The 16,468-nt window shown below is 69.4% G+C and carries 8 protein-coding genes; 5 read left to right on the top strand and 3 right to left on the bottom strand.

Translation table 11 applies throughout. From position 1 onward, the window contains the following. Nucleotides 1-89 precede the first annotated feature (89 nt). On the bottom strand, nucleotides 90-1,556 hold the full coding sequence (locus OG202_RS14825) for a serine/threonine-protein kinase (protein ID WP_328222861.1): 1,467 nt from the start codon (nucleotides 1,554-1,556) through the stop codon (nucleotides 90-92). A gap of 86 nt (nucleotides 1,557-1,642) precedes the next feature. Next, nucleotides 1,643-2,584: a serine/threonine-protein kinase gene (locus OG202_RS14820; RefSeq protein ID WP_328222860.1), complete on the bottom strand. Its 942-nt coding sequence runs from the start codon at nucleotides 2,582-2,584 to the stop codon at nucleotides 1,643-1,645. A gap of 204 nt (nucleotides 2,585-2,788) precedes the next feature. Between OG202_RS14820 and OG202_RS14815 the strand changes: the two genes are divergently transcribed. Next, nucleotides 2,789-4,873 (top strand): N-6 DNA methylase, encoded by a 2,085-nt coding sequence (locus tag OG202_RS14815; protein WP_327730024.1) that lies wholly within the window; start codon nucleotides 2,789-2,791, stop codon nucleotides 4,871-4,873. Between the two features lie 13 nt (nucleotides 4,874-4,886). Here the strand turns inward: OG202_RS14815 and OG202_RS14810 are convergent, their stop codons facing one another. Further along, nucleotides 4,887-6,365 carry a serine/threonine-protein kinase gene (locus OG202_RS14810; protein ID WP_327730025.1) on the bottom strand — a complete coding sequence of 493 codons (1,479 nt, stop codon included), beginning with the start codon at nucleotides 6,363-6,365 and terminating at the stop codon, nucleotides 4,887-4,889. Between the two features lie 176 nt (nucleotides 6,366-6,541). On the opposite strand from OG202_RS14810, the gene OG202_RS14805 reads away from it, so the two are divergent. From OG202_RS14805 to OG202_RS14790, 4 genes are read left to right on the top strand one after another with little or no spacing between them, the layout of a single operon-like run. Further along, nucleotides 6,542-8,287, top strand: a complete 1,746-nt coding sequence (locus tag OG202_RS14805; protein WP_327730026.1) for a PD-(D/E)XK nuclease family protein — start codon at nucleotides 6,542-6,544, stop codon at nucleotides 8,285-8,287. Next, nucleotides 8,280-9,467, top strand: coding sequence for a restriction endonuclease-related protein (locus tag OG202_RS14800; protein WP_327730027.1), 1,188 nt, complete (start codon nucleotides 8,280-8,282; stop codon nucleotides 9,465-9,467). Before OG202_RS14805 ends, OG202_RS14800 begins: the two co-directional genes overlap by 8 nt. Continuing rightward, nucleotides 9,460-13,251 (top strand): hypothetical protein, encoded by a 3,792-nt coding sequence (locus tag OG202_RS14795; RefSeq protein WP_327730028.1) that lies wholly within the window; start codon nucleotides 9,460-9,462, stop codon nucleotides 13,249-13,251. Before OG202_RS14800 ends, OG202_RS14795 begins: the two co-directional genes overlap by 8 nt. Before the next feature lie 40 nt (nucleotides 13,252-13,291). Further along, nucleotides 13,292-16,372, top strand: coding sequence for a pPIWI_RE module domain-containing protein (locus OG202_RS14790; RefSeq protein ID WP_327730029.1), 3,081 nt, complete (start codon nucleotides 13,292-13,294; stop codon nucleotides 16,370-16,372). Nucleotides 16,373-16,468 lie beyond the last annotated feature (96 nt).

Here is a 16,468-nt window from a genome sequence, read left to right as displayed (position 1 = left end):
CGCAATACGGGACATGCGGTGGGATCCTGCCGTGCAGGGACACTAGCAAAGAAGTTATGTTGTGAACATAGTTCACACTGTGGTGCTTGCTAAGTGGACTCAAGCAGGCGATCGAGGCGCACCAGGAGAGCCTCGGCTCGCGCGTGCCGCTCGTCTCCGACAGGCAGGATGCGCTTCTGGTCGGCCACCAGGCCGCCGAGCTGATCGTGGGCTGCCTCGACACGGCCCCCGCGCGCGGTCAGCGCGGCGATCTCGTACCTGGTGTCGAAGACCGTACGGTCCACGGCCCCGAACACGTGCTGCTGAACCGGGAGCAGCGCCTCGAACTCGTGCAGCGCTTCCGGCGTCTGGCCGAGCTCGGCCAGGCAACGGGCGACACCGGCGCGGCACATGAGGACGTCACGGTCCGTCTTCGGGCGATGCCTGCGCAGAGCACCTCCGAGGGCGAAGTAGCCGTCGTAGGCGCGTGTGAAGTCCTCCGAGGCGACCCACAGCTCGCAGAGTGTGAGACGTAACGGGATCAGCTCGGCGTCGTCGAGGGGGCGGCGCGTATCGCGCAGGTGGCTCTCGAGGAGTGCCGCGGCGCTCGCGTGCTCGCCCCGATCCGTCAGCCCGCGGATCTCCTCGGTGAGCGAGGAGGGCGGCTGTTGGGTCGCATCGCCGGGGCCGGGCCGCGGGCCGGGCCGGGACGAACGCGGGCCGGGGACGGTCGACGGGGGCTGGAGGCAGGTCTGGGCGACGTGCTGGACCTCCTGAGCCGAGGGGCGCTCCGTGGGGTCCTTGGCCAGTAGCCGCATGATGAGGTCGGCGAACGCGGGCGGCAGGCCGCTGCGGTGGCCGGTCACCGGGGGCGGCTTCTCGTGGACGTGCTGGTAGATGAGGAAGAGAGGCGAAGCGGTGCGTGCGATCTCGAACGGCGGCCTCCCCGCCGTGATCTCGTACAGCACGCAGCCGAGCGCGTACAGGTCGCTCTGCGCCGTGACGTCGCCGCCTTCGCCCTGCTCCGGTGAGATGAATCCTGGCGTGCCCGGCATCTCGTTCGCCTTGGTGAGGCGGGACTGATTGCCGTCGGGCTTCAGTGCGGCGGCGACGCCGAAGTCCAGCACCTTCACCGTCCCGTTGTCGGTGAGCATGAGATTCGACGGCTTCAGGTCACGGTGGATCACATGGATGCGGTGGGCGTGCGCCAGCACGTCCGCGGTCTGGGTGGCGACCGCCGAGGCAAGCCGGATCGGGAACGGTCCGCGCTCTCTGAGCATCGCGGACAGGGTTCTGCCTTTCACCAGCTCCATGACGATGTACAGGCTGTCGTCCTCGCGGCGACCGGTTTCGTGGACCGTCGGCACGCTGGGATGGCCGATCCGGGCGGTGAGCAGCGCCTCCCGCTCGAAGCGCCGCTCCAGACGCCGCAGATCCGCGCCCTCGCTGCGGGAGCTGAGGAACTTGACCGCCACCACCCGGTTGAGCTGGAGGTCCCTCGCGGCCCAGACCTCGCCCATCCCGCCCCGGCCCAGACGGTGCTGTAGTTCGTAGCGCTGTTCGAACGTGCCTGTCACACCCAACCCCCGGGTCCCCATGGACGTCCCGACGCGCCCGACCAGTTTCCTGTTCACCCATTCTCACCCGTGCCGTGACGGATCGATCACACGGGGTACGGGCCCTGGGGCAGTATGAACGGGCGCCGAGGGTCCTCCGGGGCGAATCGGCGCAGGTCTGCGGCGGGGGACGGGGTGGGCAGCCAAGGGCCGAGCGCGCTGTAGACGTCCGCCGCGCGGGCCGGGCGGTCCTCGCGGTCCTTGGCCAGCAGCGACGACACCAGTGCCTGAAGTCCTTCTGGTACGTCCACCCCCTGCTCGGCGAAGGTGGGTGGACGCCCGTGCAGATGGCAATTCAGGAGGGCCATGGGGTTCTCCGAGGGGAACGGCGGGATGCCGGCCAGGAGGTGGTGCAGCAGGCACCCGACGCTGTAGAGATCGCTGCGGGCGTCCGGAGTGGGAGACCCGGAGAGCAGCTCGGGGGAGGCGTAGAGGAGGTTGCCGAGGCGCTGGCCCGTCGTGGTCAGCGCGGGGCCGTCGTCCGCGGCCAGCTTCACCAGCCCGAAGTCGAGGATCTTCACCACGCCGTCGCGGCGGATCATCACGTTCTCCGGTTTGAGATCCCGGTGGATGAGGCCCGCGGCATGCGCTGCGGCAAGGCCCGAGCAGATCTGCGCCACCACGGCGGAGGCGGAGGCCACGTCGAGCCGTTCCCGCTCGCCCAGGACGGTACCGAGCGTCTCCCCCTCGACCAGCTGCATCACGAGCCAGCGCAGGTCGCCCGTGATGTCGGCGTCGTAGACGGTCGCCACGTTGGAACTGTCGAGTGTGGCCGCGGCGCGTGCCTCGCGAGCGAAACGCTGTTGGAGACGGTCGAGTTCCCGTGAGTCCGCGAGTACGGCCGCGTCCGTGATCACTGTCTTGACGGCGACCGGCCTTCCGAGGTGCAGGTCGCGGCCGTGCCAGACGCGTCCCATGCTTCCTCGGCCCAGCGGATGCTCCAGTCGGTAACGCTCTCCGAGTACGGTTCCTTCGCGGACGGGGTCCATGATCTTCCCTTCCGGGCGTGGTCAGCCGGAGCGTGCGGAAGTGATCGTAGGCCCAAACGATGTGCGGTTTCTCCGCGATTGGGGTCTGTGAACAAAGTCAACGGTCGTAGTAGGGTGGTTTCCAGGGCGGGACTGTGTGGCTTGTTTCATGTGCAGCTGGAGAGCTGGGATTCCACTCTCGATCCGTATCGCCTGGGAGATCTGATGACGTCGTCACGCGCCGTACCGGTGACCTTGGCCGAAATCGCGCGGCTCGCCGGGGTAGGGCGAGCCGCGGTGAGCAACTGGCGCCGACGGCACGAGTCCTTTCCGCAGCGGATCGGCGGCACGGACGTGAGCCCACAGTTCTCCCTGACCGAGATCGAGGCGTGGCTGCGCGACAACAACAAGCTCAGGAACGCCGCGGGCCGCGACTGGCTGTGGCCTCAGTTCGAGGCGCTCGGCAGCCGGGACGAGACGGGGCTGGCGATCGCCGCCGCCGGGCGGTTGATGGGTCGGCCGCCGGCAGAGCGCAAGGCACCTGATGATCTGGCAAGCCTCTCGGAACGGGCGCGGGAACTCGTCGCGAAGACGCTGGAGCTCGGGCAGCGCGAAGGTCAGGCCGAGACCTTCGAGTTCCTGCTGGGGCGCTGGCTGGATGTCAACGTGCGCCAGATCAGCACGACCCCTGAACCGCTTGCGGCGCTCATGGCTGACCTCGCACTCCAGGTCAGGGCCAGACCCGCTGGAGCGGACGGCCGCGTCCTCACTGTTCTCGACCCCGCCTGCGGGACAGGGCATCTACTGGCTGCGGTCGGCGCGATCGGCTCGTCGGCCGCACTGACGGGTTGCGACAGCGATCCGGTACTCGCCGCTCTCGCGGACGCCCGTCTGGCGCTGATGCCGCGACCCACAGGGACCGATGTGACCGCGCGAGTGGAGGTCGGCGACTCCCTGCGCACCGACCCCTTCGCCGCCGTACGAGCGGATCTCGTGCTGTGCAATCCGCCCTTCAACGAACGCGACTGGGGCTACGAAGAACTCGCCACGGACGCGCGGTGGGCGCATGGAATGCCTCCGCGCACCGAGCCGGAACTCGCCTGGGTCCAGCACTGCCTCGCCCGGCTCCGCCCCGGAGGTACGGCTGTGGTCTTGCTCCCGCCCGCAGCGGCGACGCGCAGGGCGGGGCGCCGTATTCGGGGGTCATTGCTTCGTACCGGACTGTTGAGGGCTGTCGTGGCACTGCCGGCCGGCAGCGCGCCTCCCCACAGTGTCTCCCTGCAGCTCTGGGTGCTGCGGATGCCCGCCGCCGACGAGACCCCACAGGGCTCGGGCGAGCTGCTGCTCGTCGACGGAGCCTCGCGCTTCCCGCGAGCCTCCGCCCGGGACTCCATGCCGGACTGGGACGCGCTCGGCGCTTTCGTCCGGTCCGCGGTCACCGCGGTCGGGGCCACCGGCGGGAGCGGCGTGGCGGGGGGCGGGAATGCGGGCTCGGCGCCGCGCATCCTGCCCGAGTGCGTCGCCGCCGTTCCCGTTATCGACCTCCTCGACGACGAGGTCGACCTCACCCCAGGTCGCCACGTCACTCCTGGAGGCCTCGGCGAGGGGCCTCGACTGACGGACTCCTGGAGCGAGTTCGGGCGTCTCGTCGCAGATCTCGGCGGCACGGGAGGACGTCTGGCCACCCTGCACGTGTCGGACGACGAGTCTGGGGCGCAGCCCACCACGACCGTGGGCGAGCTCGCGCGGGCAGGTGCGCTCACGCTGCGCTCGGGACAACAACCCGCCGACGGAACGGTCTGCGAGGGGCGGCCCGACGACAGCGGTGTCTGCCTGCTCACGATCCCCGACCTGCTCCTGGACGGCGAGCCCCGGACCTGGCTGTCGGCGGCCGACGCAGAGGCGGCGGGAGCCGTCATGGCCGAATCGGGAGATGTCGTGGTCGCGGGTGTGGCGCGCGCGTTCTCCGCCTGGGTGCACCAAGGCCGGCCGATGGCTCTCGGGCCGCAGTTGCACGCACTGCGTGTGCACCCGGACCAACTGGACGCCTGGTTCCTGGCCGGATCCCTGCGTGCCCCCGCCAACGCTCGTCAGGCCGGTACCCATGCGTCGAGTTCCTCGCGGGTGGACGTACGCAAACTTCAGGTGCGGCAGGTCCCGCTGGCGGAGCAGCAGCAGTACAGCGAGGCGTTCCGGCAGGTGGCCGCGTTCGAGAAGCTCGTCACACGGCTGAGCCTCCTCGGCGCCGGTCTGGTGCGTGACCTCAGCGACGAGCTGGCCGCAGGACGCCTGTCGTCCGGCAAGGTGTGAGAGCGGGGCGCTCTCACACCTGAGCTGCGCCGGGGTCCGCGAGCCGCTCGGTGACGTCCAGGTCCACCTCGCGTCGGACCTCTTCCACGCGGGCGGCCAGGAGCGCGGGGAGTCCTGCGGCAGTGCGCCCGGCCTCCTCGATGGCCTGGATCGCTGCCTCGATCTCGCCGAACGCGAGGCGGCACTCCGAGACGCGGAGCCGGAGCACCGCGCGATCCGCACGTTCCTGGGGACCCTCACCGTGGACGAGCTCCTCGGCGATGCCCTGATAGAGCCGGGCCGCGCCACCGCAATCACCGGTCAGCCGAAGCCCTTCGGCGGCCAGCTCCCAGATCCGGCGAACCAGGGGACGCCGCGACCCCCACTCGGTGCGCGCTCGGTCGGCGAGCTCTGCGAGGTGGCGGACCGTTTCGTCCGGATCGCCTTCCTGGATCTCGCGCTCAGCCTGGTCGCAGAGCCGCTCGACGGCTCGTGCGTCCAGCCACTCCGCGTCCGCGCAGGAAGCGGACGCGGGGGGCGTTTGGGGCCGCTGTTCGGGCGGTCTGTCCTGGGGGTGCCGGAGGGGTGAGGTCGGGTCGGGATGCAGCCTGGGCCGCGGTTCGGGATCACCCGGGCGCGGCGCCAACGGGCGTAGGACATCGAGGACTTCAGCGATGGTGGGGCGTTCCTCGGGGTCCTTGGCCAGCATGTCGAGCACCAGTCGGTCCAGAGCCTCGGGAATGCCGGCGGAGTACAGACTCGGTGCCAGTGCGTCCTGGTGCAGATGTTGTTCGATCAGCCCCTTCGTCCCTTCCATGGTGAAGGGCGGTCGGCCGGTGAAGAGTTCGTAGCACACGCAGCCGAAGGCGTAGATGTCCGTGCGCGTGGTGGGCTCCTTCTCCAGGATCTGCTCGGGCGCCTGATAGCCGCGGCTGCCGAGCGTCGAACCGTGCCTCGTGTACTGCGTGACGCCGATGCCCAGCGGCTTGGCGATGCCGAAGTCCAGAAGGGCCACGATGCCCTGCTCGGAGATCATGACGTTCTGCGGCTTCAGGTCCCGGTGCACGACGGGAAGCCTGTGGGCGCAGGCCAGGGCATCCGCTGTCTGAACGGCCACGGCGACAGCGACGCTGAGGGGCAGTGGGGCGTGCCGGCCGAGGAACTTGTGAAGCGTCACGCCTGTCACGAGACGCATCACGAGATACGGCATGGACTGGTGCGACCCCTGGTCGTAGAGCTCGGGGATGCCGGGATGGTCCAGGCGGCCCAGAAGGATCCCCTCGCGTCGGAACCGGGCGCGGAGCATGTCGAGCTCGGCCAGCCGCTCGTGCGTGTCGAGCTGTTGAAGGTCCTCGGAGTCGGGGCGCAGGAACTTGACCGCGACGTCCCGCCCGGTCGCCAGATCGACGGCGCGCCAGACCTGGGCCATGCCCCCTTTGCCGATCGGCTCGGCCAACCTGTAGCGCCCGCCGACGGCCTCGCCCTTCCGGATCCCCTGTGAACCCGCGTCCATCGCTGCGCCCCTCTGTACGCCTCCACTGCCTGGCGACCCACAGCGTACCGTGAATGAGCAAGGTGATGATGCGTGCATGGACTCAGTTCACAGATGTGTGCCATGCTGGATGTGTACTCGGTGCTCGACGCTTCCGAGTAGATCCCTCCCCATGTCCGCCCTCACCAGGGGGAACGATGCAGAATCCGCCAGGGACCGCCGACCACGGCTGGCTGATCAAGGTGAGCTCCCGGATGGCCCGCCCCGACCCGACGGCCTGCCCCACGCATCTGCGTACGGCTGCGCGGCCGCTGCTGGTGGCCGATCCACCTGTGCCGTTCCGTCCCTCCCCCGTCGAGGACTTCGGACCCGGACCTCTCTTCGCCGCGCTCGACCTGTGGGAGCACGAGGGCTGGTCACTCCAGCGGGTGCTCGATGAACTGCGCCAGAACCGTGGACCTGTTCGCGGTCGCGGCGCGCCCCCTCATCCCGCCCTGTCGGCGTGGACCGTCGAGGTGTTCGAGCGGTACGTCGAGGCCCGCGGCGCGGAGCAGCGGGCGGCACGGGAGGCCGGGCTCCCTCCGACCGAGCCGGTCCGGCTGAGCTGGACGGCGCGGACAGAGAGGCGGGAGGTCCTGGACGCGCGAGGAGCGGGGCAGTACGAGCACACGACCTGGGGCCGTCAGTACGCCTCCGCCGACGGTTCCGTACGGGACCTGTGGATCCCCTCACTCCGCCGGGCGAAGCCCGACCGGGCCGCCGCGGAGAAGGCGGCCATCGCGTACGTCATGGCACAGGGCGAGCCCACGCCACGCCGGCGTCGCGGTACCGAACCGCCGGAAACCGCCAGCTCTGGCAGCCGACTTCCGGACCGCGTCCGGGTGTTCGACTTCGGCTGTGCGGACGGCGGCGTCACCCCGTTGCTCGACTGGGGCCAGGACGTGGTGCGTGAGCGATTCGCAGCCGACGCGGCCCCCGCCTTCCGTGAGGTCGCGACCGGGGTCGGTACTCGGCCGGGGGCGAGCTGCGTCGAGTGCAAGGCGCTCAGCCGGTGCTCGTCGCTTCGCCGCACCCCTGGCCTGTGGGGTGCGGCTGCTGCGGCGCCGAGGCGCAGCCGGCGTTCGGTCTCGGCCTGGGACCTGCGGCTGCACGGCGAATGCCCCGCCCAGTACCACCTCGTACGGCAGCTGCATCTGGACGACCTCACGCAGGAGAACGACGGAGCACGCCGGGGGCGGGCCGTGGACGCCCTGCTCAACGAGCGGCACGGGGCTTCCCCGGCCCGGGGCTGCCGCGATCTGCCGACGCCCGACGAGTCCTCGATGCCTCCGGGCTTCGACCTGGACGCCTCGCTCACGGGCGTCGCGGTGCGCATGATGGAGGAGCACCGGTCACTCTGCCCGCTGAACGGGATCGGGCAGAGCGAGAAGGTTCTCGTCCAGCACCGGGTGACCGCGTACGTGCCCGAGCTCGACGTCGTCGTCCTGGCCGTCCCCGACTTGCTGTACTCGTACCGCGGCCGGTGGATCTGGCGCGAGACCAAGACATCGTCCCGCCCGTTGTGGGAAGGGCGCTCGCTGCTGCGGTCCTATCCCCAACTGGCCCTGGGCGTACTGCTGTTCTCGGCAGGTGCGCTGGACGTCGATCCACGGCGTTCCTGGGTCGAGTTCGAGCTTCTGAGAGAAGAACGGGGAGCCAGCCTCCTGGAGCGGATCGACCCGAGCCGACCCGAGAACGTCGCTGAGGCCCGTGAGGTCATCGCCGAGCTCGCGCAGCCCCTCCTGGACGACACGTCGTACGAACCGAGGACCGGTCGGCACTGTCACAGCTGCCAGGCCCGGACCTGGTGCAAGCCGGGCACCGCGTACGTGGCCGACCATCCGTCGACCCCCAGTGCGCCCGTACCGGCACCGGAAACCGATCAAAGGAGTTGCGGTGTCTGACCCCTCGCCCGTGCCGGACTGGCTGGCGAACCCCGACGTCGTACTGCTGCGCGACATCGCCACCGCCGTCGTACGGCTCGACGGGGTCAGACGGCTCGACGCGTTCACGCTGCCCTACCCCGCCGAGGCCCAGAGGGCTCTGGACGCGTTGGTACTCGCCTGTCTGCGGACGGAGGCACGGCCGCCGTCCGGGCTGCCCGAGCTGATCCGCTGGTCTCGCACACGCCCCCTGGGCAGCTGGCCACTGGACCGGTTGCCCGACGGGCTGTTCACCACCGCCGACCGGCTGATCGACGCGGATTCGGGTGAGCCGACGCAACTCTGTCACGAACTGGCCGTCAAGGGGCTCGGAGACAGCACGGCACGGCAGTACGACCGGCTGGTGATCCACGAGGCCATGCGCGCCTGTCGCGACGCGTCGTCCCCCGAGTCCTACACCGCGTTCCGCCGGCTGCTCGTCATGCGCCCCGTGCTGACCGAGGCGGAATGGGCCGAGATCAGCAGTGATCTCTACCTCGATCCGGTCCGCTTCCTGATCGAGGAGATCTACGCACCCGTCCCGGTCAGCCATCGCAGGGACGGCGCCTGCCTGGCCTGCGGCCGGTGCCTGACGCTGCTCACCCCGCTGGCTGACGGCGGTTGGTGGTGCGAAGGAGACCAATGCCGATACCAGGGCCCGCCACCGCACGGCCGGCTGCTGGCAGGCGTTGAGGTGGGGGAGATCCGCCAACTACGACGTCCACTCCGTCAGTTCGTCACGGGGCCCGGGAGAGCGGAGGCCGCTCTTGAGCGTGACCTGCGTGGCCTGGGGCTCGCTGTCGAGATGTGGCCCGGCTACGACGCCTACGACCTCAGGGTCACCTTCCCCGACGGCCACGTCTGGGCGGTCGACGTCAAGGACTGGGCCCATCCCGGGTTCCTCGGCAGGGCCGCCGAGGCGGTGCGGCCCGATCCGCCCTATGACGAGGCCTGCTGGGTGGTACCGCGCTTTCGGGTGCAGGCACGCCGTGACTATCTCGACCGGTTCGCGCACGAGCGCCCCGCACACGCCGGCGGCCTTCGACTGCTGACGGACGACCAGCTGAAGAAGGCCGCGCGAGCGCGGCTGCGCGGCGAAGACGGGCCGGAAACCCGTATCTCGCCGCTCGCGACGACCAGGAACGGAGCCGACCATGCGTGATCGCAGCAGCTGGTACCGGCAGCTTGCCGAAGACCTCAGGCCCTGGCCCCAGGAGCATGCGGCCACGAAGCCCGCGCTGCTCTGCCAGGTCGAACTCGGCCTACGGCTTCTCGAAAGACTGGACGCCGACCGTGCCGCCGACGGGGTGTGGGTGCTCCTGGGCGGGTATCCGTTCGCCCAGGCGTCCGGCCTCGCCACCAGTCCCGCCGACCAGCTCGCGCTGACCGCCGCGCGGCACCTGCTGTGGCCGCTGCGCCGGCGACGTATGTGGGAGCAGAGCCTGGAGGCGTATCTCGACCTGCCCGAGCGGCTCCGCGCCTACCGCGTTCCGTTGGGCGGCGCCCCTGCCCGGCGCGTCAGCCCGCCTGTGGCCGCGCACCGCTTCGCCGTGTACGACTCGGCACTCGGTAAAATCCCGGACTTCTCGACGAACCCACTCCCGCAGGCCGATGAAGGAACCCATCGGTTCATGGAGCGCCGCCGGCACGCCTCCGTCACGGTGCCGGCCGAGCTGGTGCGAGAACCTGCACGCGGCCACGACCTCGCTGCGGGACGCCCGGGTGCCGACGCATCGGGCCGACCGGGCGGATTGGACGGGGGAAGCGCGGTCAGCACATCGGGCGTTCCGCTCACCGTTCCGCTCGCCGAACTCGCGGACATCGCCAAGTGGATGGACGAGGAGGAGCGCCGCCGTGGACTCAAGCCCGGCAACTGGGCGGAGCGGCTGACCAGGCTCGAGCTCGACACGCGTACTGCGGAGGGGTCCGCCTTCGAGAAGGCCCTTGCGCTGCCCCTCGACCAGCTCACACATCTGGTGGGCATGGTGGGTGCAGGCAAGTCCACCCTGATGACGCTGCTGGCCGTCTGGGCTCACAAAAGGCAGCTCCGCACCACACTGGTCGTCGGCGACGTCGCCGAGCAGCTCACGCTGACCGAGCTGTTCCGAGGCCTTGGACTGCGTGCCTCGATGGTGCAGGGCGGTACGACTCGGCAGCAGCACACCCAGCGTCTCCACCGTCGACTCGCCGCACGAGGAGCGCACTCCCTGCTGGCCCACACCAGCCAGGCCTTCGCCCACCTCAGTACGGCCTGTCCCCTGGACGCGCTGCGCGGCCTGGACGCGGCCGAACCCCTTCGCTTCGCCGACGCGCCCTGCGGCGGCCTCCATCCCGTGCACCGACAGGTCAGGGCCGAAGAACCCGCCGCCGCACAAGTCACCCGGGAACTGAAGCGGGCCCGTGGCGCGCAGGCCGACAGCCCGAGCACTGAGCTGTCCGACACCGAAGAGCTGCGGAACCCTCATGCCTGCCCGCTCTGGACCGCCTGCCCGCGGCACTCCGCGGCACGCGAACTCGTGGACGCGCTCATCTGGGTGGCCAACCCGGCGAGCCTGGTCCAGACTGCGGTGCCGCGCCAGCTCAACGCCGAGCGCCTGCGCTACCTGGAACTCGCCTGCCTGCGCAGCGACATCGTGGTCGTCGACGAAGCCGACCGGGTCCAGATGCAACTCGACCAGATGTTCGCGCCCTCCGCCACCCTGGTGACCACCGGACCCGAATCGTGGCTCGACCAGCTCCAGACGCACGAGATCGCAGAGCTGTCCGGCCAGGGCAGGCTGCAACTGTCCGACCAGGATGTCGAGCGCTGGTCCGCGGCCCTGGACGTGGTCGGCTCCACCGCCGACCGGCTCTACGCCATGCTCATCGGGAACAAGGACCTGAGGGACTGGGTGCAGATCGACTACTTCAGCGCATGGACGCTTCAGGAAAAGCTGCTGCACGCCTGGTACCCACTGCGCCCCCTTCCTGCCGGCCCGGACGGCGAACTCCACACCGGTCAGGGTGACGAGGCCGGTGCAGATGTGGAGAACGAAGCCGAGCTCTACGAGGACGAGGAAGGTCTGGGCTCAGGGGCCCCTCACGCTGACGCCAGCGCCTCCGTGCCCTGGGCGGCTCGCCGCAAAGAGGTGAACGACCTGTTCGATGCTTTCCGTGACGATCCGCTCGGCGACCGCGGGGCTTACGGGACTGCCACGGACGCGCTGGTCCGCCTCGCCCAAGACCTCCTGCACACCCTCAACGAAAAGCAGACGCGCAGGCGTGCCCGCGCGTTGTTGGCCACCCTCCTCGACGGAGCGCCAGGGCCGCGGCAGCGCCCGACGCCTCTGCCACAAGGGGGCAAGAAGGCCGCTTCAGGGGACACCCCGTTCACTGAGGAGTGGCTTGAACTCAACGCACAACGACTGGAGTTCACACTCATTCTTGCCGCGCTCCACCAGCGCCTGGACCGTGTCACCTTCTTGTGGCCGCAGGTGGAAGCGGCCTTGAGGCTCGACCCGGCCAGCCACGAGCTGACCCGGCGACCGCCGCTCGACTACGCGCCCTTGCTTCCCGAAGCGCCGATGGGCAATGTCCTCGGCTTCCAGTACCTGCTGGACGAGCGGGGCAACCCTCAGGGGCGTGACGGTCAGCGCACGGGTACGCTGCGCTTTTTCCGGTGTGCCGGCGTGGGCCGTGAGCTTCTGCTGTCCCTGCCCCAGCTCGGCGCCGATCCCGGCCGAGACGTTCCCGGCCCGCACGTACTGCTGATGTCCGGCACCAGCTGGGCGGGCACGTCCACTCGCGCTCACGTACTCGCGCCCGTACAGGCTGTCCTCAAGCCGCAGCAAAAGGAGCTGGACTCGATTCGGGACACCGAGTTCCGCACCGAGTTCCTGTACGACGACGCAGGAGTCCCGATCCGTCTGTCGGGCCAGGATCCCGAGAAGAGGGAGGATGTGCTCCGCCTCCTGGTGCACAAGCTGGCGCGTCCGGGACGTGACGGCAGCGCCGGCCCCCTGCAGAGGGAACTCGCGCAGGTCCCGGACGAGCGCCGCCGGCGGGCGCTGCTGCTCGTGGGGAGCTACCGGGAAGCCTCGGTGACGGCGGATCTCCTGGACGAGATTCCGCGCTGGCACGGCAGGGTGCGGGTCCTCGCCGCCGACGATGCCGAGCTCGAAAGCGCCGTCGATGGTGAGTTCCCGTCCGGCAGGCCGGCGTTCCGCGCCGGTGCTGTGCGCCGCGGTGACCTCGCCTCCTTCGCGGACGACCCGGACGCCGAAATCCTGGTGGCTCCGCTCCTGGCGGTCGAGCGCGGGCACAACATTCTGACGGTCCCCCAGCGTCCTGGGGAGGAGCGTGTAGCCGCCTTCGGGACGGTGTTCTTCCTGGTCCGCCCGCATCCTCGCCCCGACGATCTGTCCCTTGCCGTCTTCGCCATCAACGACTGGGCCGCTCGGTTCGTGCGAGATCAGCCCGGTCTGCCGCAGGGCACCTTCAGCGAACTGGTGGAAAAGGCCGACGGACTGAACGACGCGGGAGGTGCCTTCCGCACGACCGCGCGCGGAGTGTGGCGGCACCTGTTGTCGCGGCCCTACATCTACTCGGTGCTCTCCGACGCCGAGAAGGAATCGTTCGCATGGGATCAGCTCGTCACCATCTGGCAGGTGATCGGGCGCCTGGTGCGTGGTGGCGTGCCCGCACGGGTGGTGTTCGTCGACGCGGCCTTCGCTCCCCGGCTCTCTGCCACGCATGCCCCTGCGCTGTCGCCGAACCGGCGCCCGCGCTGGCTCAACGACCCAGGCCTCCTCGTCCGGCTCCGGGACGTACTGGCCCCCTACTTCGCACCGGACGTGGATCCCGGCGCCTTCCCGGACCCGGCCGATCCCTCGCTGGTCAGGCTTCTCTACCGCCCCCTGTACGAGGCGCTGTGCACCCTCGGATCGCCTCGCCCCACCACGTACTGAGCCCTTCCCGATCCGACCTGCACCGCACAGGAGAACCACGATGTACAAAGAGATCCGCCGAGCCGCTTACCACCTGGCCGATGCCGCGGAGCCATGGACCGAGGACTTCCGAGCGCTCCCGTTTCCCGAGCACTGGCACGAGGGGCTTCTGGAGCTGCACAACTACGGGCGCTCAGAGGGGGAGTGGCACAAGACGATTCCCACGCGACGCCTGGACGGTGTTCTGCAAACCCTCGCGCCCGACGTGATCGTCCGCCCGCGTCCCCGGCCGCCCCTGGGCGAAGGGCCCATGCCCGCAGAGGACTTCTGGATGTACGTGCCCGCCGACGCACCTGATCCGCTCCCGGGGAACACACTGGGGCAACTGCTGGATGCCTGGTTGCGCACGCTGGGGCCCAAGGAGGCGGCGGGAGATCCCGCCTTTCGCTCGCTGCTGCTCGGCTGCAGCGCGGAGTTGAAAAGGAACCTGCCGGTGTGGGAGCCGGTTCGTGGAGTGGATCAGCTGGGAGCCACTGCCACCGACGGTGGGACGGCTGCTCCGGAGCCCCGGCAGTTCCAGCTGGGCACCGACGCGCTGGCTCGTCGGATTCTCAGGCTCGACCCCTACCCCTTCGAAGGCGGGGAACTGCACTTCCGGGCGCTGCCCAGGGGGCCGCGCGACCAGGGGGCAGAGCTGATGTCCCAGCCGCTGTGCAGGACGATCAAGCGCAAGGAATGGTGGTTCTCCATCGTCCTCAACATCTCCCTGCACACGACACCGTTCGACCCTCGATCCCGGCTCCATCTGCACTGGGGAGTACGCCGCTGGGCCACGCACCCCAGGTCGGACACCAAGCGGCTCGACCTGTCGTACCGCCAGGCGACCACCGTCTACCTCCGACCGAAGATCCCCTGGCTGCCCGGGGCGCCGGCCACCGAGCGGCATGCCCTCGCCCGCCTACGGCGCGACCGTACCGCCGACGCGTTCACTTGGGTCGAGAACGACCCCGCAGGCATCCTCCACCGACTCAGCGTCACTGGTCATTTCCCAGATGCCGCACAGTTGTTGTCGGAGCCTTCCGCATGGATCGGAGAGGGATCGGGTGTAAGGGCTGCGGTTGTCCACAGCACGCGCATGGGCGTTCACGAAGTCGGACCCGGCCTCATGTCCCATCAGCGGTCACAGCTCACCGCATGGGCAGAACAGGCGCTGCCTGAAGGTGTGGTGCGCGTACCCGATCTCGTGCGTGGCCGAGGCCGGGGAACCGGTGCCCCGGCGAACCGTCGGCCGAAGTCGAACGGTGATGCCCTGAAGAAGAAGGAAGATGACCTGCGGGCGGCTCTTGCCCGGCGGGCCGCGCTGGCGGCCGTGTCCCGCATGGCGCAAGCAGGCACGGGACGAGGCTGGCCTCCCGTGGTCGAAGCGCGCCTGCTGTGGCAGACCGCCGAGGTACGGCGCGAGGCGATCGCGGCCTTCATGGAAGCCCTCGGTCTGGACGGCGACACCGGTGGAGTCCAGACCACCGACCAGGACTTCGATCAGGCGAGGCCTGGGAAGCCTGTCGTGCTGCACTGGAGTACGCCGGAACTCGATCTGCGACTGCGGTGTCTGCCGCTGGTCGATGGGCTCGCCGACTCCTTGAACCTCACGTCCGCAGCCAAGGGCAAGGCGGCCAGGATCGCGGATGCCGTGACGACGCGCCGCCGTACGCTACGTGACTGGCTGCAAGAGGACGGAACGGACGTAACTCGCCCTGGCCTGACTCTTGTCGAGATTGCTCATCGAAGCACCTTCCGCCCGAGTGGGACGGACCCCAAGTTCGCGATCCGGCTCGGGTGCGCCGACGTGGGCCTGCTGACCCAGTTCCTTGTCACCCCGTCCACTGACCGGCAGATCAAAAACGCCGACAGCCTTGGGCACCGCGCGCACAGCGCCTGGCTGGACGGACTGCGCCAGCTCGGGGTACGTGTCCTGCCGCAGCACACCCTCGGTGGCGATCTTCCTGGCGACCTGCGCTACGCCGCGCTCTGGATGGTCAAGCGGCGCAAGGACGGGCCCACCCGACTCCCGAAGCATGTGCCGGTGGCCGTCCTCGTTTCGCCCCACCCGGAGGACAACGGCCTGGCAGTCGTAGAAGGCTGGGACGACGATGCGCGCTCCTGGGTCTCCTATCCGGAATTTCTTCTCGGCCTTGTGAAAAAGGCAGAGATCGATCCGGAGGCCTACACGGAGCCGGTGCCTGTGATCCCCGGACAGCGTGACGCCACGAGCACAGTTGCGGCTCGAGTCACTTCCAAAGCGTGGCGTGCCAATCTGGCTCAACAACGCAGAGAGACCGCGAGTTTTCTGCAGCGTATGCTCCACTCCTTGCGTGGCGTTCCAACGGTCCTCATCACACATGCCCAGAACAGCAGACTGCACTGGCCCTGGCTGCAGGACGGCCAGATCGTCAGGGATCTGGTCAAGCCGGGGCACGCCCCGGCCGGGCGACTCGACGACGAACTGCGGCTCGTACGCGTGCGGGGGCGGACGGGACGTGAGACCGCCCAGTGGTGGGGGCTGGCCGATCCCGGCGGGGCCAATGGCCAGCCGGCGGGCTTCTGGGCACAGGCGCCGCTCGATGCCAGTGAGCAGCGAGCCACCGCCGAGCGGATCTTCTACAGCACCACTGAGCGACCCGGATCGTTTGCCATTTCACCCGCGCTCGACAGAATCGCCACTCGCGTCAATGCCGCCGGGAACCTGACATCCCAGGCAGGCACAGGGGCGTGGAACCCGACACTCGTCGAAATCGCGGTCCTCGGATGTCATCCGCGGGGAGGTGACACAGACCGTCAGCCGCAAAGGCCGGATGACCCTGAGGCACTGGCCCTGGCGATGCACCAGCTGCGGCAAGCCCCCGACTACACGGCCGCGCTGTCCCTGCCACTCCCGCTCCACCTGGCCGGGCTGGCGCAGGCCTACGTGCTTCCCATGTTCGCGGAGGGAGACTCGACCGATGAGCGGGAAGTCAAAGACGCTGGGGATGAGGCCGTACTGACCGAGTCCACTGAAGCCGTGCATGACCTGGACCCGGATCTCAATGAGGCGATCGGCCTGTCTGGAGAGCCAGACCCCGAGGATCAGCTTTCGCTCTTCTGAGGCGCCAGCAATCACAGCTGGTTCGGTCCCACATAGTCGTAGGTCAGAAGGGTGGCTCGGATAAATCCGGCGTACATCCCGACGCGTCCGCCGGCC

Source organism: Streptomyces sp. NBC_00310, from assembly GCF_036208085.1.
Classification (GTDB): Bacteria; Actinomycetota; Actinomycetes; order Streptomycetales; family Streptomycetaceae; genus Streptomyces.
Note: the sequence above shows the minus strand (reverse complement) of the source record. Positions and strands in the feature narration are given on the sequence as shown.